This is a genomic window from Desemzia incerta (genome assembly GCF_900115825.1).
Taxonomy (GTDB): domain Bacteria; phylum Bacillota; class Bacilli; order Lactobacillales; family Carnobacteriaceae; genus Desemzia; species Desemzia incerta.
Genome location: NZ_FOXW01000002.1, coordinates 180325 through 205061 on the forward strand (window position 1 = coordinate 180325; position 24737 = coordinate 205061).

The 24737-nt window shown below is 38.3% G+C and carries 18 protein-coding genes; 2 read left to right on the plus strand and 16 right to left on the minus strand.

Going from position 1 to position 24737, the window contains the following annotated elements; translation table 11 throughout:
- Nucleotides 1-16 precede the first annotated feature (16 nt).
- The 16 genes from mutL to BM137_RS03595 form a co-directional block, all read right to left on the minus strand.
- Nucleotides 17-1990 (minus strand): DNA mismatch repair endonuclease MutL, encoded by a 1974-nt coding sequence (gene mutL, locus BM137_RS03520; protein ID WP_092479777.1) that lies wholly within the window; start codon nucleotides 1988-1990, stop codon nucleotides 17-19.
- Nucleotides 1991-2007: 17 nt separating this feature from the next.
- Nucleotides 2008-4650, minus strand: a complete 2643-nt coding sequence (gene mutS / locus BM137_RS03525) for a DNA mismatch repair protein MutS (RefSeq protein ID WP_092479778.1) — start codon at nucleotides 4648-4650, stop codon at nucleotides 2008-2010.
- 43 nt (nucleotides 4651-4693) lie between these two features.
- A complete protein-coding gene (locus tag BM137_RS03530) occupies nucleotides 4694-5500 on the minus strand; it encodes a TIGR00282 family metallophosphoesterase (protein ID WP_092479779.1) in 807 nt (268 codons plus the stop codon).
- A gap of 167 nt (nucleotides 5501-5667) precedes the next feature.
- Nucleotides 5668-7227, minus strand: coding sequence for a ribonuclease Y (gene rny / locus BM137_RS03535; protein ID WP_092479780.1), 1560 nt, complete (start codon nucleotides 7225-7227; stop codon nucleotides 5668-5670).
- 374 nt (nucleotides 7228-7601) lie between these two features.
- Nucleotides 7602-8669, minus strand: a complete 1068-nt coding sequence (gene recA, locus BM137_RS03540; protein WP_092479781.1) for a recombinase RecA — start codon at nucleotides 8667-8669, stop codon at nucleotides 7602-7604.
- A 138-nt stretch (nucleotides 8670-8807) separates the two neighbouring features.
- On the minus strand, nucleotides 8808-10067 hold the full coding sequence (locus BM137_RS03545) for a competence/damage-inducible protein A (RefSeq protein WP_092479782.1): 1260 nt from the start codon (nucleotides 10065-10067) through the stop codon (nucleotides 8808-8810).
- 140 nt (nucleotides 10068-10207) lie between these two features.
- Entirely contained in the window at nucleotides 10208-10789 is a 582-nt protein-coding gene (gene pgsA / locus BM137_RS03550) for a CDP-diacylglycerol--glycerol-3-phosphate 3-phosphatidyltransferase (protein WP_092479783.1), read from the minus strand.
- 78 nt (nucleotides 10790-10867) lie between these two features.
- Nucleotides 10868-11773, minus strand: coding sequence for a helix-turn-helix domain-containing protein (locus tag BM137_RS03555; RefSeq protein WP_230524631.1), 906 nt, complete (start codon nucleotides 11771-11773; stop codon nucleotides 10868-10870).
- A 152-nt stretch (nucleotides 11774-11925) separates the two neighbouring features.
- Entirely contained in the window at nucleotides 11926-12651 is a 726-nt protein-coding gene (gene ymfI / locus BM137_RS03560; protein ID WP_092479785.1) for an elongation factor P 5-aminopentanone reductase, read from the minus strand.
- A gap of 4 nt (nucleotides 12652-12655) precedes the next feature.
- Nucleotides 12656-13948 (minus strand): EF-P 5-aminopentanol modification-associated protein YfmH, encoded by a 1293-nt coding sequence (yfmH, locus tag BM137_RS03565; RefSeq protein ID WP_092479786.1) that lies wholly within the window; start codon nucleotides 13946-13948, stop codon nucleotides 12656-12658.
- Entirely contained in the window at nucleotides 13945-15210 is a 1266-nt protein-coding gene (gene yfmF / locus BM137_RS03570; protein WP_092479787.1) for an EF-P 5-aminopentanol modification-associated protein YfmF, read from the minus strand. The genes yfmH and yfmF overlap by 4 nt, the downstream gene beginning before the upstream one ends.
- A gap of 234 nt (nucleotides 15211-15444) precedes the next feature.
- On the minus strand, nucleotides 15445-16404 hold the full coding sequence (locus BM137_RS03575; protein WP_092479788.1) for an ABC transporter permease: 960 nt from the start codon (nucleotides 16402-16404) through the stop codon (nucleotides 15445-15447).
- Between the two features lies 1 nt (nucleotide 16405).
- The gene (locus tag BM137_RS03580; protein ID WP_092479789.1) at nucleotides 16406-17482 is read right to left on the minus strand and encodes an ABC transporter permease; all 1077 of its coding nucleotides are present in this window, start codon (nucleotides 17480-17482) and stop codon (nucleotides 16406-16408) included.
- A complete protein-coding gene (locus BM137_RS03585; protein ID WP_092479790.1) occupies nucleotides 17472-19037 on the minus strand; it encodes an ABC transporter ATP-binding protein in 1566 nt (521 codons plus the stop codon). The genes BM137_RS03580 and BM137_RS03585 overlap by 11 nt, the downstream gene beginning before the upstream one ends.
- A 365-nt stretch (nucleotides 19038-19402) precedes the next feature.
- The gene (locus tag BM137_RS03590; protein ID WP_092479791.1) at nucleotides 19403-20479 is read right to left on the minus strand and encodes a BMP family lipoprotein; all 1077 of its coding nucleotides are present in this window, start codon (nucleotides 20477-20479) and stop codon (nucleotides 19403-19405) included.
- Nucleotides 20480-20699: 220 nt separating this feature from the next.
- Entirely contained in the window at nucleotides 20700-23105 is a 2406-nt protein-coding gene (locus BM137_RS03595; RefSeq protein ID WP_092479792.1) for a DNA translocase FtsK, read from the minus strand.
- A gap of 289 nt (nucleotides 23106-23394) precedes the next feature.
- Here BM137_RS03595 and BM137_RS03600 point away from each other — a divergent pair, with 289 nt between their 5' ends.
- Nucleotides 23395-23694 carry an acylphosphatase gene (locus tag BM137_RS03600; protein ID WP_244887646.1) on the plus strand — a complete coding sequence of 100 codons (300 nt, stop codon included), beginning with the start codon at nucleotides 23395-23397 and terminating at the stop codon, nucleotides 23692-23694.
- Nucleotides 23695-23763: 69 nt separating this feature from the next.
- Entirely contained in the window at nucleotides 23764-24693 is a 930-nt protein-coding gene (gene yidC, locus BM137_RS03605; RefSeq protein WP_177192487.1) for a membrane protein insertase YidC, read from the plus strand.
- Nucleotides 24694-24737: the final 44 nt, after the last annotated feature.

Below are 24737 nucleotides of genomic sequence, written 5' to 3' on the forward strand. Positions count from 1 at the left end.
TCGTCCTTCATCTTTTTTAATGAGGATCTTGTATACGTTTGAACATTTTCTCCATATCTTTATTGCCAAAGTGAATGATCACTGGTCTTCCGTGCGGACAATTATATGGATTCTCCGTATAGCCTAAATCTCTTAGTAGTTGCCGAGCTTCTTGATCATTCAAATAATGATTGGCTTTGATCGATTGCTTGCAGCTCATCATGATAGCTGTAGCTTCTCTAAACTTCGCTACTGAAACTGACCCGCTTTCTAAAAGAAGGTCGATCATCTCTCGTACGATTTTTTCTTCCTCTCCAGAAGTGAACCAAATTGGGTGTCTTCGAAGCAAAAAGCTGTTTTGTCCAAAAGGCTCTAAATAGATGCCTACTTTTTCTAAAGCCTCTTTATTTTCCTGAATTTTTAAGGCATCACTATTTGGATAATCCAACATAATCGGCACTAGCAATTCCTGCAGATCCGAGCTGACTTCGCCAATTTTTTTACGGAAATATTCATACTTGATGCGCTCTTGTGCTGCATGTTGATCTAGAATATACAAACCATTCTCGTTTTGAGCGAATAAATAAGTCCCATGCATTTGACCAATATACTCTAATGACGGCAACTGCTTTACTTCCTCTTCTTCTGCCAGCATTTTTTCGGCTGCTTTGATATGCGACTCTTGATGCAGCTCGATCAATTCACTGGAAACATCCTGTTCAAAAACCGACGTAGAATCCATCTCAGCAACTTCTCTGGAAAGTGAAGCCTTATTCAATTCCGTATCTTCGCTTACGTAAAAATTCGTTTTTCCAGCCTTTTCTATTCCTTCTTCAGTAAGATGAACAGAACCGGATGTTTCCTCATCAAGTCGACTTTCTTTTTCTGATCTAACCCAAGAGGAAGATTCTTTTATTTCATCTGTCCAATCTTCAGTCATATCTAATCGGATCTGCTCGGCCTTATCAGTCGATTTATTGAATTTGTTTTTAAAGCCTAAATTCTCTAAGGCATCCGGAATCAGTTGTACTTTACTTAAAGACTGTCGAATGGCTTCTGTCAATAGATCCATCAGCTCTTTTTCATTGCTGATCCGAACTTCTTGTTTTGTCGGGTGGACATTCACATCTACTAACAAAGGGTCCATATCGATCGTAATGGCCGCAATCGGAAAACGTCCTACCATCAATTTTGAACCGTAACCCTCAATAATAGCTTTGTTCAATAGGTAATTTTTAATGTACCGACCGTTTACCATAATGGACAAGTAGTTTCGGCTGGCCCTGGTTACTTCCGGTAAAGATATATAGCCGCCTATTTTGAAATCTAAATTTTCATTTGCGATCGGGCGCATTTTTTTAGCGGTTTGTACGCCGTATATTCCAGCTAGTGTCTGACGCAAGTCTCCATTGCCGACTGTCCTCAGCATTTGATTGTCATCGTGAACTAATCGAAAAGCAATATCAGGATGACTCATAGCTAGACGGTTGATCATATCTCCTATATTAGCCAACTCTGTTTGTAGGGACTTGACATACTTTAACCGAGCAGGTGTATTGAAAAATAAATTCTCAACGGTGATTTTTGATCCCTTACGAGCATCACTTGATCGTTGTTCGATTATTTTCCCGCCTTTTAAATGCAAGTAAGTACCCTTTTCCTTGCCTGTAGAAGTTTCTAGAGTCACTTCTGAGACAGAAGCAATACTAGGCAAAGCTTCTCCTCTAAACCCCAATGTCCGAATACGGAATAAATCATCTCTTGAATGGATTTTACTTGTGGCATGCCGCTTAAATGCTTTTTCCGCTTCTGAAGAAGGGATTCCATCCCCGTTATCGATCACTTGGATTTTTCTTAATCCTGCTTCTTCAATACGGATATCGATTTGGGTGCTATGAGCATCGATGGCATTTTCCACCAGTTCTTTCACAACTGACGCCGGTCTTTCAATAACTTCGCCCGCTGCGATCTGGTTGGCAAGCATTTCTGAAAGTTCTTCAATTTTAGCCACTTATCCCATCTCCTTTATTATGATTCTTTATTCTGTAACTTCTGTTGCAGACGGTTCAATTCATTAATTGCTTCTAATGGCGTAAGAGTCAATAAATTGATATTTTTCAACAACTGAATAACTTCTTTCTCTTGAGGATCTTCTAAACTGAACAGCGATATCTGCTGCTCTGCAGTACTTTCTACCGGGGCTTTTTTTGTTTTAAGCGCAGTCGACTGAATTTTTGGTGTGTTTTCTGCAACTGACTCGGCCATTTCCTGCACTACTGGTTTTTGTTGTTCCAATTTTTTCAAAATCGTTGCTGCTTTTTCCAGCAATTCTTCCGGCAACCCTGCTAGTTTTGCTACTTGGATTCCATAACTTTTATCCGATGGGCCAGGAAGCATTTTATGCAGAAAGACCAATTCGCCTTCTTCTTCGATAGCTCCTACATGACAATTCTTCAACTGTTCCAACTCTTGTTCTAGAGCAGTCAGTTCATGATAATGAGTCGAAAACAATGTCTTAGCATGAACATGCTGATGAATGTATTCAATAATCGCTTCTGCTAAAGCCATTCCATCATACGTTGCCGTTCCGCGCCCGATTTCATCAAATAAAATCAAGCTGTCCTTTGTGGCATAGGTCAAAGCTTGGTTAGCTTCCATCATTTCCACCATAAAGGTACTTTGACCAGAAATTAAATCATCTGCAGCACCAATACGTGTAAAAATTTTATCAAATACAGGCAGTTTGGCTTTATTAGCCGGTACGAAACAGCCTATCTGTGCCATGATCACTGTTAATGCTAACTGACGCATGTAGGTACTCTTACCGGACATATTGGGTCCTGTGATCAACATGATTTGCGTATCTTTATCCATTTCAACGTCATTTGGTACATAGATTTGCTGCCCCAGAACCTTTTCCACTACCGGATGTCTGCCATCAATCAATTCAATTTCTTGACTGCCTTTTTCCATCAATGGACGAACATAATGGTATTTCTCACTCACTGTAGCAAAACTTTGCAATACATCCACAGTAGCCACAGCTTTAGCCAAGTTTTGCAACCGTTCAATGGAATTTTTGACCGTTTCTCTGATTTCAGCAAACAATTCATATTCTAAAGCCGTAGATTTGTCTTCTGCCTCTAAAATGATCGCTTCTTTTTCTTTCAGTTCAGGAGTGATGAACCGCTCTGCATTAGAAAGGGTTTGTTTCCTCTCATATCTTCCTTCAGGCAAAAGAACCAAGTTTGCTCGAGTAATTTCTATATAATAACCGAATACTTTATTGTATCCAATTTTCAAGGTCTTGATTCCAGTTTTCACTCTTTCTTCTGCTTCCATACTAGCAATCCACTGCTTGCTGTTTTTCATGGCGTCCCGGTACTCATCCAACTTAGCATTGTATCCGTCTTTAATGATACCACCATCTTTGATGGCAATAGGCGGCTCATCATGAATGGCTGTTTCAATCAAGTCGCTGACTTCTGCTACAGGATCTAATTGCTTCAACAAGCTGGTCCATTCTTCGTTCTCGTTCATCCCTTGGATTAAATTGTTTAAAAGGGGGATTTGATTTAATGAAGTTTTTAGTTGGATCAAGTCGCGTCCATTCACGTTTCCAAAAGCGATTCTTCCAGCAAGTCTTTCTAAATCATAAACTTTCGTTAACACTTCGTTTAAATCACTGCGTTCGAAAAAGTGGTTCAGCAGGTTCTCTACTATACGCTGTCTAGCTTCGATTTTCTCTTTATGAACTAAAGGACGGTTGATCCATTGCTTTAACAGACGTCCTCCCATTGCTGTCTTCGTTTCATCCAACAGCCACAACAACGTTCCTTTTTTTTGTCCATCTCGAATAGAACTAGTCAGCTCCAAATTTTGTTTAGAATAATGATCCATCTTCAAATAATGAGAAGGCGTATATTCTTCAGCTGTCTGCAGATGATCCAAACTTCTTTTTTGTGTCTCTGACAAATAAGATAACAATAAATTCAGCACAAAACGCTTATTCTTTGACTCTACGCTTCCCAACAAATGAATCAATGGTTCGGCTGACTCAACCGTTTTTTGAGTCGAGATCAATATTCCCAACTTAGTATTCAATTCTGCTTGTTCTTCAATCGATTCGCCTTCCATGAAGACAGTTTCTTTCGTTTTAAGACTGATCAATTCACTGATTAATTCTTCTTTCGTGTCTATTTGAGTAACCTTCAACTCTCCTGTACTCAAATCCACATAAGCTAAGTGATAATGATTGGTTTCATCAATAAACAAAGCGGTCAAATAGTTATTGCTTTTTCCATCTTGGCTCTTCAGATCCATAGCTGTCCCTGGAGTCACTACTTGAACTACTTCACGTTTAACCATCCCTTTAGTTGTCTTAGGATCTTCTACTTGTTCACAAATAGCTACTTTATATCCTTTTTCGATCAACGTATCGATATACCCTTGCGCTGCATGATAAGGCACTCCACACATCGGTATAGGGTCTTCAGCATTTTTATTTCGACTTGTCAAAGTTACTTCCAATACTTGTGAAGCTTTTACAGCATCTTCATTGAACATTTCATAAAAATCGCCTAAACGATAAAAAAGAAACGCATCTGGATATTGTGCTTTGATGTTCAAATATTGCTCCATCATTGGGGTATGTTTTGTTTTTTGCGGCATGTGTACTGATTCCCCCTATTTTCTTTTCATTCTATCTTAAAATTTAACGATCCAACCCAAAAGGACGATCTTCATTGATCATAATGGGTTCGATTTTTTTTGCTTTTCCTGTTTGATCATCTATTTCAATATAACACGCTGATAACATTTGTCGTCCCTCTTTAGGTACTTCGAATCGTGTCGGCATTTGCGTTAAAAATTTGCGCAATACTTGTTCTTTCTTCATTCCTAAAACTGCATCATATGGACCAGTCATCCCTGCATCTGTCAGATATGCCGTTCCTTCTGGCAATATACGAGCGTCATTTGTTTGTACATGCGTGTGTGTTCCAACCATAGCAGATACTCGTCCATCTAGATACCATCCCATAGCTTGTTTTTCGCTAGTTGTTTCCGCATGGAAATCTACAAAAATATGATCTGTCCGCTCTTTAGCTATTTCAATCAGCTCATCAACTTTTCTAAAGGGATCGTCTACATCATTCATAAAAACTCTCCCATGAAGGTTGATGACCGCCAATTCTTGAGTATTCACTTTTACAAAGGTCATTCCCTCTCCCGGGACCATACCTTCGGGGTAATTAGCTGGACGAATCATTTTTTTGGCATCGTCGATAAATTCAAATATCTCTCGATTATCCCACGTATGGTTCCCCATGGTAACCACATCTACGCCATCTTGTAAAAATCCTTTGTATATTTTTTCTGTGATACCGCGACCAGACGCTGCATTTTCGCCATTTAAAATGGTTACTTGCGGTTTATAGATTTTTTTTATTTTTGGCAGATACTCATGAACCATATCTCTTCCAAGTGAACCTACAACATCTCCAACAAAAATCAACCTCATTAAAAATCCTCTTCTCTCGTATCTTATGTATTATAAGATTACTCATATACTAGTTTGTATTTTATTTTCTATCCCTCTAATTTTAACAAGAATTACCTCGAAAAGAAAGGCTCTCTAAGAGCAATAGAAAAAAGGAGCAGGAATGCATCCCGCTCCTTTCATGACTTTTATTTTGCGTACTCGACAGCTCTCGTTTCACGGATAACCGTTATTTTGATGTGTCCAGGGTAATCTAATTCTTCTTCGATTTGTTTACGCACTTCGCGCGCTAGAGTTACAGCCGTCAAATCATCCACAACTTCTGGTTTAACCATGATTCTGACTTCACGTCCCGCTTGAATAGCATAACTTTGTTCCACACCGTCAAAATCTTTCGCAATAGATTCTAACTTCTCAAGTCTGTGGATGTAGTGCTCCAATGATTCGCTCCTTGCACCTGGTCTAGCGGCAGATAGGGCATCTGCTGCAGCTACCAATACAGAAATTACGGATGTTGCTTCGATATCTCCGTGATGAGAAGCTATAGCATTGATCACTGTATCATTTTCTTTGTACTTACGGGCAATCTCTGCACCGATCTCTACATGAGAACCTTCTACTTCATGATCTAAGGCTTTACCTATATCATGAAGTAATCCAGCTCGTTTAGCCAATGTGATATCTTCTCCTAATTCGGCAGCCATGACACCAGCTAATTTAGCTACTTCTAAAGAATGCGATAACGCATTTTGACCATAACTTGTTCTGAACTGCAAACGACCGACGATCTTGATCAAATCAGGATGTAACGAATGAACCCCTACATCAAATGTAGCTTTTTCACCAATTTCACGGATATGGTCATCCATTTCTTTACGAGATTTTTCAACCATTTCCTCAATACGTGCTGGGTGAATTCTACCATCTTGAATCAATTTTTCTAAAGTCATTTTTGCAATTTCTCTACGAATTGGGTCAAATCCGCTAAGTACAACAGCATTAGGCGTATCATCGATAATCAAATCCATACCTGTTAATGATTCAATAGTACGAATGTTTCGACCTTCGCGTCCAATAATGCGGCCTTTCATATCATCGTTCGGCAACGTCACAACAGAAACTGTTGTTTCAGACACTTGATCAGCAGCACTACGTTGAATAGCGGTAGCGATTAAATTCTTCGCTCTGCGATCTGCTTCTTTCTTAGCTTCATCTTCAAGATTCTTGATCATTACAGCTGTTTCATTAGACAATTCTTCTCGAGTCTCAGCCATAATAATTTCTTTGGCTTCTTCTCTGGTAAGAGCTGCAATACGCTCTAGTGTTTCTTGTTGATCCGTAATCAGATCTTTTGCCTTTTGCTCTAAATCGTTAATTTGTTGTTGTCTCGAACTTAGTCGATTCTCGTTCGCTTCAATATCGCGTTCACGTTTCTCCAACCCGCTACTTTTTCGATCGAGTTTATCTTCTCGTTGAACTAATCGATTCTCTTGTCTAGAGATTTCTGCTCTTCGCTCTTTCAGTTCAGCTTCAATTTCAGTTCTATATCTGTGGCTCTCATCCTTCGCTTCTAACAACGCTTCCTTTTTCATGGTTTCTGCTTCTTTATTTGCATTCTCCAAAATACCAGTTGCAGTGTTTCTAGCATCATCCAATTCTTTTTCGTAAGTTGTTTTGCGGATGATGTATCCAACAAATAGACCGACAACTAAAGTAACGATAGCGAAGGCTATACTTAAAAAGTCCAATTTAACACCTCCGTATCCATTATTTAATTTGTCTTCATCATTTTCATTTCACCAGCAAATCCCTATTTTTTGCTGAATTTATATCTATTTAAACTATCTTTTAATAGATAACCTAATTTTAATTGTAGAAAGTTGACATGTCAACTCAAATCAAGAAATGCGGGGTAATTCTTATTCACATATCTAGTTAAATAGTCAATTTTTATCCATTTGTTTCGTTTTACAAAAATTTACTGTGATTCTAAAAGAGTTATTCCTTTACAAACAACCTATTCTATTGTCCTCTGAATGCAAAGAAACATCCATAGGAACGAATACATGATTCGATCCTATGGATGTTAGATAACATTTTTAATGTATAAAGATTCACTGAATTAATCTTCTAATAACTCAATTTCTTCGCTTTCTGTTACGTCGTCATTAGATGCTGTGTTTTTCTCAGCGGGTACATATTCACCAAAGCCGTATGCAGCACGAACTTGTTGTTCAACTTCTGCTCTTAATTCTGGATGATCAAGGAAGTATTGTTTCGCATTTTCACGACCTTGTCCAATTCTTTGGTCCCCATAAGAATACCAAGCTCCTGCTTTATCAATAATTTCTTTTTCGGCTGCCAAGTCTACCAACTCGCCTACTTGAGAAACTCCTTTTCCATACATAATGTCTACTTCTGCAACTTTGAATGGAGGTGCAACTTTGTTTTTTACAACTTTAATACGAGTACGGTTACCCAAAATGTCTTGGCCTTGTTTGATTTGCTCAGCTCTTCTAACATCCAAACGAATAGTACTGTAGAACTTCAACGCTCTACCACCTGGAGTTGTTTCAGGGTTTCCAAACATGATCCCAATTTTTTCACGGATTTGGTTGATAAAAATAACTGTCGTTTTAGTTTTGTTGATTGAACCAGATAATTTACGCAATGCTTGAGACATCAAACGAGCTTGCAATCCCATGTGAGAATCTCCCATCTCACCTTCAATTTCCGCTCTCGGTACTAAAGCTGCTACAGAGTCGACGATCACAATATCAACAGCTCCACTAGAAACTAGTGCATCTGCGATTTCTAATCCTTGTTCACCTGTATCTGGTTGAGATAGTAATAATTCGTCGATGTTTACACCTAAAGCTGCTGCATACTGAGGATCCAATGCGTTTTCTGCATCGATAAACGCTGCTGTCCCACCCGCTTTTTGTGCTTCAGCAACAGCGTGCAAGGCTACAGTTGTTTTACCTGAACTCTCTGGTCCATAGATCTCAATAATTCTACCTTTAGGATAGCCGCCTACACCTAGAGCAACGTCTAAAGACAATGATCCGGAAGAAACAGTAGAAATTTGTGTATCTACTTTATCTCCCATTTTCATTACTGAACCTTTTCCATAATTTTTCTCGATTTTTTTCAACGCTGCGTCTAATGCTTTTTTACGATCTTCTGACATGTAATGTCCTCCTTGATATCTTTTTATCTTTAGAATTTAATTTTTTTAAGGGGTTATCAGTTATTTGCTACTCCATTAATTATACCTTTTTAAAGAAAAATAAGCAAGGAAAAAGCGAACAAACATTCGGTTAATTTGTTATTTTTTCTGACTAGGCAACTCTAATAATAAACGCCGAACAAGGTCAAAACCAGTCAGAACGGATCGCTTTCTATTGCCATTGCGGTCTTTTCCAAAATGATAATAATAAGTTTGAGTTTCTCTGCCGGTAACAGCCAGCCCGATCCATACGATTCCTGCTTTATCTCCGTCAACTTCTTTAGGACCTGCATATCCAGTAAATGAAATTCCGATATCCGCATCAAACATTTCTTTTACTTTGTCTGCCATCTCTTCAGCGCACTCAGAACTAACCACTCCATATTGCTCAATGGTTTCCTCTGATACCCCTAAAACACTTTCTTTGATTCCTTCACTATAAGACACCAGTCCGCCTATAAAGTTTAAACTCAATCCAGGGATATTTACCAATGAACTTTGGAACAGTCCACCTGTTAAGCTTTCTGCAGCAGTTAATCGATAATCTTTATTCACTAGCAAATCGCGTACGACTTGAGCTAACGAAGTTTCACTGCCAACCCCGTAAATATAATCCCCCACAATATCACGCACTTGTTTTTCCATTTGATCAATCAATTGGTTGCACTGATCTTGGTCTTGTCCTTTAGCAGTGATACGAATGGATACTTCGTTTTCTTCTGCATACGTGGCAATGGTAGGATTGGTTTGAGTGTCGATGATAGTTTCTAGTTGTGCGGCTAACTGGGACTCGCCGATTCCAAATAAGCGCAACACTCGAGACACTAGTTGGTCACTATCTTCTGTCAACTTAGCCAGAATAGGTCGCACTTCATTGTCAAACATTGGTTGAAGTTCATTAGGGGGACCAGGTAAGAGAATGTATTTTTTCCCCTCATGTTCTACGTACATTCCTGCCGCTAACCCAGTCTCATTTTTCAAGACTGTAGCTCCTTCAATAACCACCGCTTGCAAACGGTTGTTTTCAGACATTTCTCTTTCCATGTCTGCATGGTATTGAACAACTTTTTGCTCCGTAGCTTTATCCACAGCTAACGGCAATCCTAAATGATCTGCCAATACTTGTTTTGTCATGTCGTCTTGAGTAGGTCCTAATCCTCCAGAAAAAATCAAGATATCTGCTCTTTCTTCAGCTATTTTTACAGCTTCTCGCATTCGCTTATCGTTATCACCCACTACAGTGTGGTTGAAAACATCGATTCCTAATAAAGCCAATTCTTTAGATAAGTAACTCGCATTGCTGTTTACGATTTGTCCTAATAGTAATTCAGTTCCGACTGCAATAATTTCAGCGTTCATATACCGTTTTCTCCTCTCTAAACTTACTGTACGCATTGGAGCTTTTACATTGTTAATTTTATCATACTTCTTCAAATAACATATAAAAGAAGCTGCAGTGAAACACGATGGTTTCACTGCAGCTTCTTTTATCTATTTGTTTACATCGAACCTTTAAATACCTGACTATTTTTGATGAAGTAATCTGCTCCAGAATAAATCGTAAAGAATAAACAGATATACAGCATTACAGTACCTATAGAGAATGGTAAAAATCCGAACGGAAAGTCATTCAACAATAAAAAGATGATCGCAAACATTTGCGTATTGGTTTTTATTTTGCCAGGCCAAGCAGCAGCTAATACGGTTCCGCCTTGCTCGACAAGAAGCAGACGTAAGCCTGTTACAGCTAATTCTCGCATAATAATAACGGCTACTACCCAAGATGGTGCCAAGTTCTGTCCTACTAAAACGATCATAGCGGTAGCAACTAGTAATTTGTCCGCTAAAGGATCAGCAAACTTCCCAAAATTGGTGACTAAATTTCTTTTGCGCGCTATTTGACCATCCAACCAATCTGTCAAACTGGCTACAACAAAAATAATCGTTCCTACCAATTGTGTTATTTCAATAGTTGAACCTAAAACTGTTAATTCTCCCCAATTCAAGGGAGCTAAAACCACCAGCATAAAAACTGGAATCAAAATAATCCGAATGACGGTTAATTTATTTGGTAAATTCAAGAAAGACCCTCCTTAAAACAGCAAGAAAGTCCCGGGCACAATACCACAGGACTCTTACTGTTGGTTTACTGTTTATCTTTATTCTTCAGAACTTGTGTCAGATTCTGAAGTTGCTGCTTCAAATTGCAATTCGATCTCTTGACGCACACTTTCAGAAGCTTCTGGTGCATATGGTATTTCATTGCCATTTAATTGGATGACGGTGTTCGGTGCACTTCCGATAACCATTTCGACAGAAGAAGTTCCAGTTGGAATTTCAGCTTCCAATGTCTCACCATCACTTACCAATCCTTGTTCAAGTGTGGTTCCATCTGCTGCAATACTTACCCATGTGTCTCCACCATCAGCTACTAAAGCTACTGTATTCGTCTCAGCTTGACTGGAAACTGTATAAACAGATGATGCCCCTGTTGAAGAGACGATCTCAACACTGTCTTCAGCCTCTGATTCTTCTGATTCGCTTTCACTGCTTTCTTCTGATGCAGACTCTTCCGATTCCTCAGCCGAACTTTCGTTTTCACTTGAAACGACTGTACTTGAGGAATCTACCGAGATCATATCTTCATCAGCATTATTTCCAGCAGAATTAGCAACAGCTACATAAATAGCTACCACGATTGCCAAAACCAGTAAAACAATCAAGATTGTTGGTAGATTATCTTGAATTTTTTCAAGAAAAGAATTTTGTTTTTTACTGCCTGATCTTGTTTGACTGGAAGATACTTTTTCTACAAACTCTTCATCATGAGTGTGCGGAACAGTATCATCATATTCTTCTAATAGTTGATCTCCATTTAATCCTACAGTGTCAGCATATTGTTTGATAAAGGCGCGTGCATAAAATTTACCTGGCATCACATTGTAATTGCCTTCTTCGATAGCAATGAGATAACGTTTTTGGATCTTAGTGATTTGTTGCAGATCATCCAACGTATACCCTTTAGCCTTGCGCGCTTCTTGTAATTTTTCTCCTACTTCTGCCACAGAGTTTCTCTCCTTCCTATTCTGCGAAATTAGTGAGCATACAAATCTCATTCATTTAAGAGTATAACATAACGCTATATAGAGAAGCATCTTTTTCGACGATTTTTTAGAAATTCCTTCCCATTTTGATAAGGCGTTATCTTTAAGATTTGCTATTTTAACCAGCCGCCACTTACAGTGATCGTTTGACCGGTTATATACCCACTTCTTTGGTCTAACAATTGCTTCACCCAAAAACTGATGTCTTGAGGTGTACCTAATCGGCCTGCTGGAATCTCTTCCAGCAAGCTTTCTAATTCTTCTTGTGAAAAATCTGAAATCATTTTCGTATCCACTGCACCAGGAGCTACTACATTTACTGTGATGCCAAGACTAGCTACTTCTTTACTATAAGCTTTGACAAAGGCTGATTGTGCGCCTTTAGCAGTACTATAAATGACTTCCATTGGACTACCTGCTTCACCATAGACGGAACCTACGAACACGATTCTCCCTAAGGCTGATCGGGTTAATTTATCTTGGAGCAATTGAATCAATTGTATTGGCGTTGTAACATGTACAGCAAATAAGTCGTGCATTTCAGTTGCGCTGACTTCAGTGAGTAAATGATATGTCGTAAATCCGCTGGAAAAAACGACTGCATCTACTTGAAACAAACTTTCTGCTAATTCACTGATGTTTTTTTCTTGCGTCATATCCAGTTGCAAGCTGAAGAAATCTTGTTTAGGGTACTGCTGCTGTAGCAAGACCAATTGCTCCTCGACACTTTGTTTTCCTTTATTATAGTGCAAATAAAGAGACCAGCCATCCTCCGCCAATTCATCGGCAATGGCTTTTCCGATATCTCCACTAGCTCCCATAACTAATGCAAATTTCACTGCTCTATTCCCCTTTTGGCCAGATCGTAAAAGTGCTCATATGTTCTTCAACCATGAACTCAGCTGCCAAATCTCTCAATTCTTCCAATTGTATATTCTCAATGATTGGAACCATATCGAATAAAGCAGCCTCTCCAAATAATTGCTGACTATACTGGTTAGCAATATATTCTAATGAATTCAACGATTGCAAATGTTGTCCGATCATTCTTTTTTTGATCAGCAGTAAATGTTCTTCTGTCAACTCTTTGCTGTCTTTAGCTGTCAATAACAACTCTCTTATTTTTCGATCGAATGTTTCAGGATCTTTTGTATCACTTCCCACCTCTAAGAAATGGAATGAGCGATCTATATTATACTCATAAGAAAAACTGTCATCAATCAACCCATTGTCATACAACTCTAAATAATTTTGAGAAGTCGATCCGAACAATAATCGCAACAAAACATTCATTTTCGTCTTCAATACTAAACCTTCTCGTCCAAAAGGAACTTCGCTTATCCCTTTTACGCCCAAAATACTTTTTGGTCGATTGACAGGCATTGAAATAGAGCTTTCTTTTACAATATCAGCTACTGTTTCTTCTGGAAAATGTCGAGTGATTTTCTCAGGTTTTTCGAACGTTTTTGCTTCTTGGTTTTCTTTTATGAGCTGCATCATCTCTTCAGGATCTAAATTCCCTACCACAAAAAGATTCATGTTACTTGGGTGATAAAAAGTGTTGTAGCATTGGTACAAGTATTCAGGCGTAATATCCATGATGCTGTCTACAGTACCAGCAATGTCGATGTGCAACGGGTGCTTAGGATACAAGTTGGATAAAATCCCAAAGAACAAACGCCAATCAGGCTCATCTTCATACATTTGAATCTCTTGTGCAATAATGCCTTTTTCTTTATTAACAGTTTCTTCCGTAAAATAAGGATCTTGGACAAAATCAATCAGTGTCAACAAGCTTTCTTTCACATTTTCTGTACTAGAAAATAGATAACTGGTTTGAGTAAAACTGGTAAAGGCATTTGCAGAAGCGCCTAGTTTGCCAAATTTCTGGAACACGTCGCCATCTTCTTTTTCAAATAGTTTATGTTCTAAGAAATGAGCAATTCCGTCGGGTACCGTTATCAGATCTTCACCACCCAAAGGAACAAAAGTGTTATCGATCGAACCGTAATCAGTAGTAAATAAAGCGTACGTTTTATAAAAATCATTTTTTGGCAATAAGGTCACCGTTAATCCGTTTGCGAGGGTTTCGGTATACACTGTTTCTTGCAATTGATCGTAGTCGATTCGTTTCATTCCGTTGCACCTCCTGTCAAAAAGAATGTTGCTTTCAACTGCACTTGTTCAGCAACGGCTATGACCTCTTCTTTGGTTACTCGATCAATATTTGATATCCAGTCTTGGATATCGATCACTTCACCTAAAGCTAAGTGATTTGCATACACTCGCTCAATAATAGAGCCGGGATTGTCTTCAGATTGAATAACATTATTTTTCAACATACTTTTTGTTTGTTCAAAATCTTCTTGAGAAAAGTTACCCTTTTGCAGATCTTTTAGCTGTTGAGCTACAATGGTTTTTACTTTCTCTACTTCTTTACTGTCTATACCCGTTTGGACGATCATTGTGCCATCAAATGTATTTAAAGAACTTGATGCGTAATAAGCCAAACTTTCTTTTTCACGGACATTCATAAATAATTTAGAGTGTGGATAGCCTCCAAATAAACCGTTGAACACTTGACCAGCATAATATTGTTTTCCATGGTAAAAAATCGGCGTCGTATAACCGAGATTGTATTTAGCTTGGGTGATTTCTTGACGCTCAGCCTTTTCAGTGGCTGGGGAAACAGCAGCCTCATGGTAAAACACTGGGACCTTTCCCACGTCCCGATCTGTAAAGTTTAACGTTTTAAACACTTCCACTACTTTTTCTTTTGCCACATCTCCTAATACGTAGATGTCTATTTCATCGTTTTTTATCATCTCTTGATAATCGTTTAGAAGTGTTTCATTGGTGATAGACATCAATTCTTCTTTTGTACCAATGCTAGGAAGCTGCTGATTTTTATCTTCGAACATTAAGCGTTGCAAAGCTAATTTTGCATAAGTTTGTTTGTCATCAAATAAACTGTCGTAATCATCAGCAAGCTTATCCTTTTCTCGGTCAAAAGTTGCTTTGTCAAATCCTATATCATTTGCATGAGGATGAAATAGAATATCGTTTAGAAAATCAACCGCTTCTTTCAGCAAATTGGATTCCATGTTGACGAACTTATCGTTCACTATCGTCATGCCTACAGATAAAATATGGTAGTTCCCCTTTTTGGAAACATTCGTACCAAATCCAGCGCCATATAATTCTGACAATTTGGTTCTGAATGCTGTTTGAGTAGGATAATGTTTACTGTTGATTTCTAATAAATTAGCTGCCATCGTTCTTTTGGTAGCTGTTCCATCTTTTAAAGGTGTTTTGAATTTTATACTTAATTGAATCGTTTTATATTTCTTGGTTGGTAATACATGTAAATGCACACCTTTGGCTAGATTGATCGCCATGTGTTGTCCTCCTCTACCAAATAAACTGCACCTCTTCATCTTAGTAGAAAACACCTTAAAAATAAAGGGAAAGTTCCTTTATTGTTTTTTTCTTTCCTGCTCGAGTTAGCTGCTTGTTCTTTGAGCAATTCTACTAACTATTTTTTTGAACCACATCAAAAAAGTCCTGCCGATTTTAACAAATGGCAGGACTTAGTGATAAGATTTATTCGTTTAATAGCTATAACCGCACGCTTATTTCGACTTGATGTATGTGACACCATTTGCAGCAGGGCCTTCAGATTTACCGATGACTCCTACTAACACTACAATTGTGATCACATAAGGGGCAATGTCTAAGAATACGCTAGGCACTGTATTGATAACAGGAATGTATGCGCCTGTAACAGCTAAACTTTGAGCCAGACCAAAGAATATTGCCGCACCCATAGCTCCTAGTGGATTCCATTTACCGAAGATCATTGCTGCCATAGCCATGAATCCTTGTCCAGCAATTGTCGTAGCAGCGAATTGAGAAGAAATCAATTGAGCTTGGATAGCTCCACCCATTCCACCTAATAAACCAGACATCAATACACCTGCATATTTGATACCATAAACACTGATACCTAAAGTGTCTGCTGCTTGTGGATGCTCTCCTACAGCACGCAATCTCAACCCAAAACGAGTCTTGAACAAAATAAACCAGCTAAGAACGGCTACGAAGATTCCAAAAAATGCAGGTAAATAAGTATTGTCGAAGAATATATCTCCAATAACAGGAATATCTACTAGTAATGGAACATCAGCGATACCAAAGTTTTCAGCGATAAAGTCTGTTTGTCCTCTTCCTTCATACATAACACGAGTTAAAAAGATGGCCAAAGCTGGAGCCAACAAGTTGATTACTGTACCTGAGATGATATGGTCAGCTCTTAAGTTAACAGTAGCTACAGCATGAATGATTGAAAAGATTAATCCAAACAGTCCACCAACAACCATACCGATCCAAGGCGTCCAGTCACCAAATTGTCCAGCAAAAGAAAGGTTGAAAACGACAGAAGAAAAAGCACCGATAACCATGATACCTTCCAACCCAACGTTTACGATCCCACTTCTTTCAGAGAAAGTTCCGCCTAATGCTGTTAAAATTAGAGGAGCAGAATACATTAAAGCTGAGGAAACTACTAATTGTAATAATGAGATAATATCCATTTTACTCAACTCCTCCTTTTACATCTTTTCCACGCGAGAATTTTTTCATAAAGAAACGAATCAAGTAGTTTGCTCCAACAAAGAAGATGATAGATGCAATAACGATATCTACTACTTCAGTCGGTACACCAGATCCAAGAGGCATACTTGCTCCACCTATTTTCAACATAGCAAACAATAGTCCGGAAAACACGATTCCGATAGGGTGGCTTAATCCTAGTAAGGCAACAGCTAAACCATCAAAACCGATATTCGGGATTCCAGCTTGTACAAAGATGTTGCTAAACGTTCCTAGTCCTTCTAAAACTCCACCTAGACCAGCTAAACCTCCACTGATAAGCATAGATAGAATGATATTTCTTTTAGCGTTCATACCTGCATATTGAGCAGCAAAAGAGTTTAGCCCAACCGCTCTGATTTCATATCCCATTGTTGTTTTAGTCATAAATACCCAAACTAAAATCGTAACTGCGATAGCGATAAATACTCCAGCATTAATTCGTGATCCTCCAGCCAATTGAGAAAGCCAGTCCATTCGTAGACTTGCTTGTTCTGGAATACGAGAAGTTGCATCTGAAGAATCTGTCAATACGTTACGAATCAAATAGTTTGTTAAATGTAAAGCCGTGTAGTTCAACATGATTGTGATGATTACTTCACTTGTTCCAAAGTAAGCTCTTAGAACACCGGCAATACCAGCCCATACTGCTCCAGCTAGAATACCAGCCAAAACACTTAGAGGAAGCACTACGAAAGCAGACGCATCAGGTAGACTGATAGCTACCCATACAGATATCAGCCAACCCATCAAAGCTTGTCCAGAAAGCCCGATATTAAAGAATCCGGCTGAATTGGCCACTGAGAAGCCTAAACCGATAATAATCAAAGGACTAGCATAGCGTAACGTTTCTCCAATATAAAACGGACTGCCTAACGCACCTTTTAACATAGATTGGTATCCTGCGATAGGATCATAACCAAATCCCAACATAATAACAGCACCTAAAATCAATCCTAATACAACCGATAATAAAGGGACCATTAAATTCGTTAATGTTTTTTTATTCTCACTTAACATGCGCTGACTCCTTTCCATCTTGACTTCCCAAAGCTTTTTCCAAGGAAGAACCAGCCATTAAAAGTCCTAATTCTTGTTCAGTAACTTTAGCAGGATCAACGATTCCTACGACTTTACCTTCATACATAACTGCGATACGATCAGAAACATTCATGACTTCATCCAATTCAAAACTCATTAACAGTACAGCTTTTCCATTATCTCTCTGTTCTACTAAACGTTTATGGATGTACTCGATTGCTCCAACGTCTAACCCGCGGGTAGGCTGAGCTGCAATCAAGAATTTTGGTCCTCGAGAGATTTCACGAGCAATGATAGCCTTTTGCTGATTTCCACCAGATAAAGATTCTGCTGTGTTGTTTTCATCTTGAGTTCTTACATCATATTCTTCAATTAAATGACGAGCACTTTCTTTCATAGCCTCTTTGTTCAGGAAACCATTTTTACTGAAAGGTTGTTTATAATAAGTTTGTAACGCCATATTTTCATAAAGAGTCATCGGCAAAATAAGTCCGTGTTTATGTCTATCTTCAGGTATATGTCCTAAACCAGTTTCAGTGATATCTCTTGGAGGCAGATTTTGAATTTCTTTTCCTTCCAATGTGATCGTTCCAGATTCTACTTTGGTCAAGCCAGTAATCGCATGGATCAATTCGCTTTGTCCATTTCCATCGATTCCTGCAATCCCTAAAATTTCGCCTGCTCGAATCTCTAAACTTAAATCTTTTACAGCTTCAAGACCGCGGTGTTCTTTAACAACAAGATTTTTGATCGTTAAAACCGGTTCTTTTGGTTGAGCTGGTTTTTTGTCTACTTTAAAAGATACTGAACGTCCGACCATCAAGTCAGCTAATTCTTGCTGTGATGTCTGTTTCACGTCTACTGTATCAATACTTTTCCCACGACGAATAACAGTACAACGGTCTGCTACTTGTTTGATTTCTTCAATTTTGTGAGTAATGATAATAATCGATTTACCTTCATCTGTTAATGATTTCAAAATATTCATTAGTTCAGTGATTTCTTGAGGAGTTAACACAGCAGTCGGTTCATCCAAGATCAAAATATCATTTCCACGGTACAAAGTTTTTAAGATTTCTGCACGTTGCTGCATACCTACTGAAACAGAGCCTACCCTAGCTGAAGGATCTACAAATAGTCCATAACGCTCAGAAAGTTCTTTGATTTCTTTTTGCGCAGCTCTTCTTTCTAAAAAGCCTAATTTAGTCTTTTCAGTTCCTAATATGATGTTTTCAGTAATTGTAAATTTATCGACCAACATGAAATGCTGATGAACCATTCCAATCCCTAATCTAGAAGCTGCACTTGGAGAAGTGATGTTTACTTTCTTTCCATTAACGATGATTTCACCTGAAGTCGGCTCTAATAAACCAGACAAGATGTTCATCAAAGTAGATTTCCCTGCCCCATTTTCTCCTAATAAGGCATGAACTTCTCCTTTTCTGATCGTTAAATTGATATTATCATTCGCTTTAAAACTGCCGAACTGTTTTGTAATGCCATGCATCTCAATAACATTTGCTGTGTCGGGCATGTTGATTGCACTCCTTTATTATTTATGTACTGATTAAGCTAGCGAACAGAAAATTGCTGCTGAGCACTTTATCATCAAAATGCTGAACTTAATACTCGCACTGTTTCGACTTAGTGACTAATGTCTTGTTCTTTGCATTATTAAAGGGGGTATCCTCTGTTTCTCTCGGGCCCCCCATAAAGTTTGTTTATTTATATTTTTTACGGGTATAAAAGTAAAAACAAAGCTCTTTTAAAATAAGTGAAAACCCGAACCTTCTTCTAGCTGCACTGAATATTGTAACGAGAATACTCATATACAATATGGCAGCTATAGAGTTTACGGGTTTTACACTTGTTTAATGCAAGATATTTTTAGGAAAGAAGTTATTCAGCTTTAACATCAGCTGGGTTTTCAGGAACTTCGATTTCTCCATCGATAATTTGTTGTCTGTAATCTTCAACAACAGTCCAAACATCTTCAGAAAGATTTCCTTCAGTTAAGTCGACCCCTTCTTCAGCTAAACCAAAGTTGCTTACTTCGCCGCCTTTGAAGTTTCCTTCCATAGATTCGTTAGAAATATCTTGAACAACTTGGCCTACACCTTTAAGAGTAGATGTAAGTGTTAAGTTTCCACCATCGTAATTACCTTCGTCAGTTTGGTCACGGTCAACACCGATTACCCAAATTTGATCATCAGGGTTTGCGTTCATACGGTCTTTAGCTTCTGTAAATACTCCGTTACCAGTATCTCCTGAAGCATGATAGATAATGTCTGCGCCATTTGAGTACATAGCTGCAGCTAATTGTTTCCCTTTAGCAGCATCACCAAATGATCCAGCATATTCTACATCAACTGTGATATCAGGGTTCACAGCATAAACACCTGCTAAGAAACCAGCTTCAAAGCGATCAATAACTGCACTTTCTTGTCCTCCGACAAACCCTACACGATCTGTTTGAGTAGTTGAAGCAGCAGCAACACCTGCTAAGAATGCAGCTTCATGGTCTTTAAATAAAACTGAGGCAACGTTATCAGCTTCAATAACATCGTCAATGATTACAAAATGTTGATCTGGATTTGAACTTGCTACGTCTTCCATAGCTGGTTTTAATTTATAGCCGATTCCGTAAATTAAGTCAAAGTCTGCGTTAAGCGCTTGGTTCAAGTTAGGTACAAATTCTGAATCTTCATTAGATTGGATGTATGCAAATCCATTATTTTCTTCCTTGCTATGTTCTTCTCCCCAAGCTTGCATCCCTTCCCAAGCTGACTGGTTGAATGATCCGTCGTCTACCCCACCGATATCAGTTACCATAACGATTGAGAAATCATCTGTAGATGTAGATTCTTCCGATCCTGCACTTGATTCTTCAGTGTCTCCACCGTTTCCGCAAGCTGCTAATATCAATCCTGTTGTTAACCCTAAACCTAATAATTTCTTAAGATTACGATTTTCCACTATATTTACCCCCGTAAAGTTTTTGTAGTTTGAATTAATATTCCAATTCATCCTCGAATTCATATTACCATCAATATCCCAAAAAATAAATATCAAAACGATAATTGAAACCGTTTTTACCACGAATTGTTCATTTTTTTATCGTTTTCTAATCTTTAAGGACATTTGTCCTGTCCTTAAAGATCAAACGGTCATTTTAATGCACTATTATTTTGACTATTTATTCATTTTGAAATGAATTTTCATCTACATTTTCAGTTTCTTTTACTAAATTAACTTTTCTGGGTTTACTTCCTTCTGATGGTCCGACAATGCCTCTCATTTCCATTTCGTCCATTAACCTTGCAGCTCTATTGTAGCCTATACGAAAACGTCTCTGAAGCATTGATATACTGGCGGTTTCCATGTCTACCACTAAATCTACAGCTTCTTCAAAAAGCTCGTCTTCTGCTTCAATATCACCGCTGTTTTCAGGCTCATCTGAAGGCATCATTTCCTCTACATAGTTTGCTTCTTGCTGGTCGGTAACAAACGAAACGATTTTTTCTACTTCAAAATCCGATAAGAATGCTCCTTGAACTCGAGTAGGTTTGTTTTGACCCATTGGTAAGTACAACATATCTCCTCTTCCGAGCAGTTTTTCTGCACCATTGCTGTCGATAATTGTTCGGGAATCGGTTCCGCTGGAAACAGCAAATGCAATTCTTGAAGGGACATTCGCTTTAATAATTCCTGTAATAACATCAACACTAGGTCGTTGAGTAGCTAAAATCATATGGATTCCTGCTGCTCGTGCCATTTGAGCTAATCTAGTGATCGCATCTTCCACTGCATTACTAGCTACCATCATTAAATCAGCCAGCTCATCTACTATTACAACAATAAAAGGTAGTGTCGGCTGGTTTTCTCCATTTTCTGCGTTTTTCTCATGAACGTATTCGTTGTATCCTGTAATATTTCTCATGCCTGTTGTAGCAAATAGTTCATAACGTCGTTCCATTTCTTCTACAGCTTTTTGCAAAGCCTGAGCAGCTTTTTTAGGATTCGTTACGACAGGTGTCAATAGATGTGGAATCCCATTGTACACATTTAATTCGACTTTCTTAGGATCAATCATCATCAACTTGACTTCATTCGGTTTAGCTTTCATCAATAGACTGGTAATGATTCCATTAATACAAACGGATTTTCCACTACCTGTTGATCCGGCAATCAATAAATGAGGCATTTTTGTTAAGTCTGCAACTGCAACGTTTCCTGAGATATCTCTCCCCAGTGGTACTTCCAGCATCTTATCTTTATTCTCTACATAGCTTTCCATCACGTCTCTAAACGATACAACATTTACTTCACTGTTCGGAACTTCGATTCCGATAAACGGTTTTCCAGGTATAGGTGCTTCCATTCGGATATCCTTAGCAGCTAAAGATAAAGCAATATCATCGCTCAAATTGACGATTTTACTCACTTTCACTCCTACTGCTGGTTTCACTTCATATTTTGTAACAGCAGGACCGAGTCTAGCTTTGACGACTTTGGCATCTACTCCAAAACTAGTGAACGTTTCTTCAAGTTTCTTTACATTTTTCTCGACAATTTTGTATTCTCCAGATTGGTCTTGAGGTTTGATTTCATTCAATAACGTAAATGGCGGCAATTGGTAGTCCTCATTTTCCACCTCTGCAGCGATATCAAAATCAAGAGGTGTAGCTTCATTTTTCTCTTCTTCACCAGCATTTTTTTCAGCAACTTTAGCAAGACTAGGTTTCTCTGTTTCTCTTTCCACAATAGTCTTAGCTTGCAGATTTTGTTGGTAACTATCTATCTCAAGGGCTGCTGGCTCCATCACTTGACTTGTTTTCTTTTCCGGCACGTTGTTCGCTGTTTCGACCGGAGAAATTGGAGTTGTTTTTGTCGGCTTAGGAGTAGTTGATCTCCCTTTTTTCTCCATCGGGCGTTTCTCTTTTTCTTTCCGCTGTTTTTTCTGCTCGGCAGTCTTGGTTTTTACGTGTTTAACCATGTAACCAATCCATTCTCGGCTCTTATTTAATGCGAATTTCAAGCCAGAACGAATAAGTTCCAATGCTTTACTGAAGGAAAGTTGAAATAGGAAAAATATCCCTACTATACAAAGCGCGACTGCTGATAAATAACTGCCCCATTGTGCGCCTAAAAAGTAACTAGCTGAATAAAGCAATGAACCTATCATTCCCCCTCCTAATGGTTGAGTCAACTCGCTATTACTCACATCTACTCTAAAAAAGCGGTAAGTAGCATTGATCACATTCGTTTCAGGTTTCATGATGTCTGAAAATAGAAGAGCATGCAGCCATAATAAAATTCCTAAATACAGGATAAACAATCCAATCAATCGCTGATTTTTAAAAGGAGGTTCTTTTCCTTTCAGCAGCAAATACAATCCATATAATCCCAACAGTACAGAAGCTCCGATATACGTATCACCGACAAAAAAACGAAATGCATTTGCACTTAATACTCCAATGAAGCCAACACTTGAAAGGGAAAATAAACTTAAAATAATAAAAATAAATCCGATAATTTCAATAGAAACACTTTGTTTCTTCTGAACAGCTCTTTTAGTTGTCTTTTTTCTTTTTGTAGCCAAGGGTATGCTCCTTTCACTGTCTCTGTACTATATTATACACAAAATGAAGAGACTAAGGAATGCAAGAAAAGTATTTGTTAGCGAGTTCCTCAGCGGTAATCAGTTGACCAATCTTCCATATCTTTTATAAAATGTAAGTAGACTAAAAAGAGACTTTTCTTCAGCTCATTTTGTATTTTTACAAACAGGAGGTTTTAAGATGAACAATTTTTTCTCTCAAATAAAAAGCCTATTCAATGGAGATTCCCAGAAAGAGGTTGCACCGGTATCTTCTTCCACTACTACGCCGATGAACGAGCCTACCAATTTGAACGTAAAAAAAGTCCGCTTAATTGTCGAAGGACGTGTACAAGGTGTGGGTTTCCGGTACACCACTAAACAAGTAGCAGATCGTATCGGAGTATACGGCATTGTTCGAAATGAAAACGATGGATCTGTTTATATTGAAGTGAACGGTGATCCAAAAAAAGTAGACGACTTTATTGAAGAAATCAGACACTCTCCATCCCCTAGCGGAAAAGTAGATCATGTCACGTTAGAGGAAGATGCAAGTATTGAAGAACGTGTTAAATTTTCTATAACTAATTGAAAACCTGTATGGATTCCTGTATAGTTAGCCATAGTATTAATTTTTAAACTATACGAAGGATTGTGAAAAATGATAAAAAACAAAAAATTGCAATTAACAGGAACACTTATGGGACTTATGCTTTTCCTTTCAGGATGTATGAGTTACGATACTAACGGAAATCCAACCGGCGTCATTTACGAATATTTAGTTGTTCCTTTACAACAATTGATCATTCGATTAGCTGATTTATTTGGCGGAAACTACGGTCTGGCGATCATTGCTATTACGATCATTGTCCGAATCATCATTTTGCCTATGAACTTAAGCCAATCTAAAAAAGCTATGGTTCAACAAGAAAAAATGGCTTTAGTCAAACCGGAAATGGATGAAATACAAGCAGCATTGAAAAATGCTGAAACGAATGAAGAAAAAGCCGCTATCCAACAAGAGATGATGGAATTCTACAAAGCTAATGACATCAACATGCTCGGCGGAATCGGTTGTTTACCACTCTTGATCCAATTGCCAGTCTTCACTGCAATGTATCAAGCAATCAATTTATCAAATGAAATTGCCAGCAGTACTTTCTTAGGTATCAATCTAGGAGAACCATATATTTTATTTGCTATCGTGGCCGGTGTGATTTATTTAGGACAAGCTTATGTATCTATGTTGGGTATGAGTCCTGAACAAAAGAAACAATCTCGTACAATGATGTTCATGAGCCCTATTATGATTACGATGATTTCATTCACTTCTCCAGCTGGGTTGGCTTTATACTGGATCGCAGGCGGGATCTTTGCTGTCATCCAATCTTTAGTCACTAACATGATCTTCAAACCAAGATTAAAAGCTCAGTTAGAAGAAGAATTTAAAAACAAACCAAAAGTAGAAGTCACTAAGAGACGTCCGACAACTAAAGAACCTATCAACAACCAAAGTACTACCCAACTTTCTTACGGAAACCGTAACGGTCAAGGAAGAAACGCTGGAAAACAACAACGAAACGAACGTTAATCATGTAAAAAACCGTCAGTTGAGTTTCAACTGGCGGCTTTTTT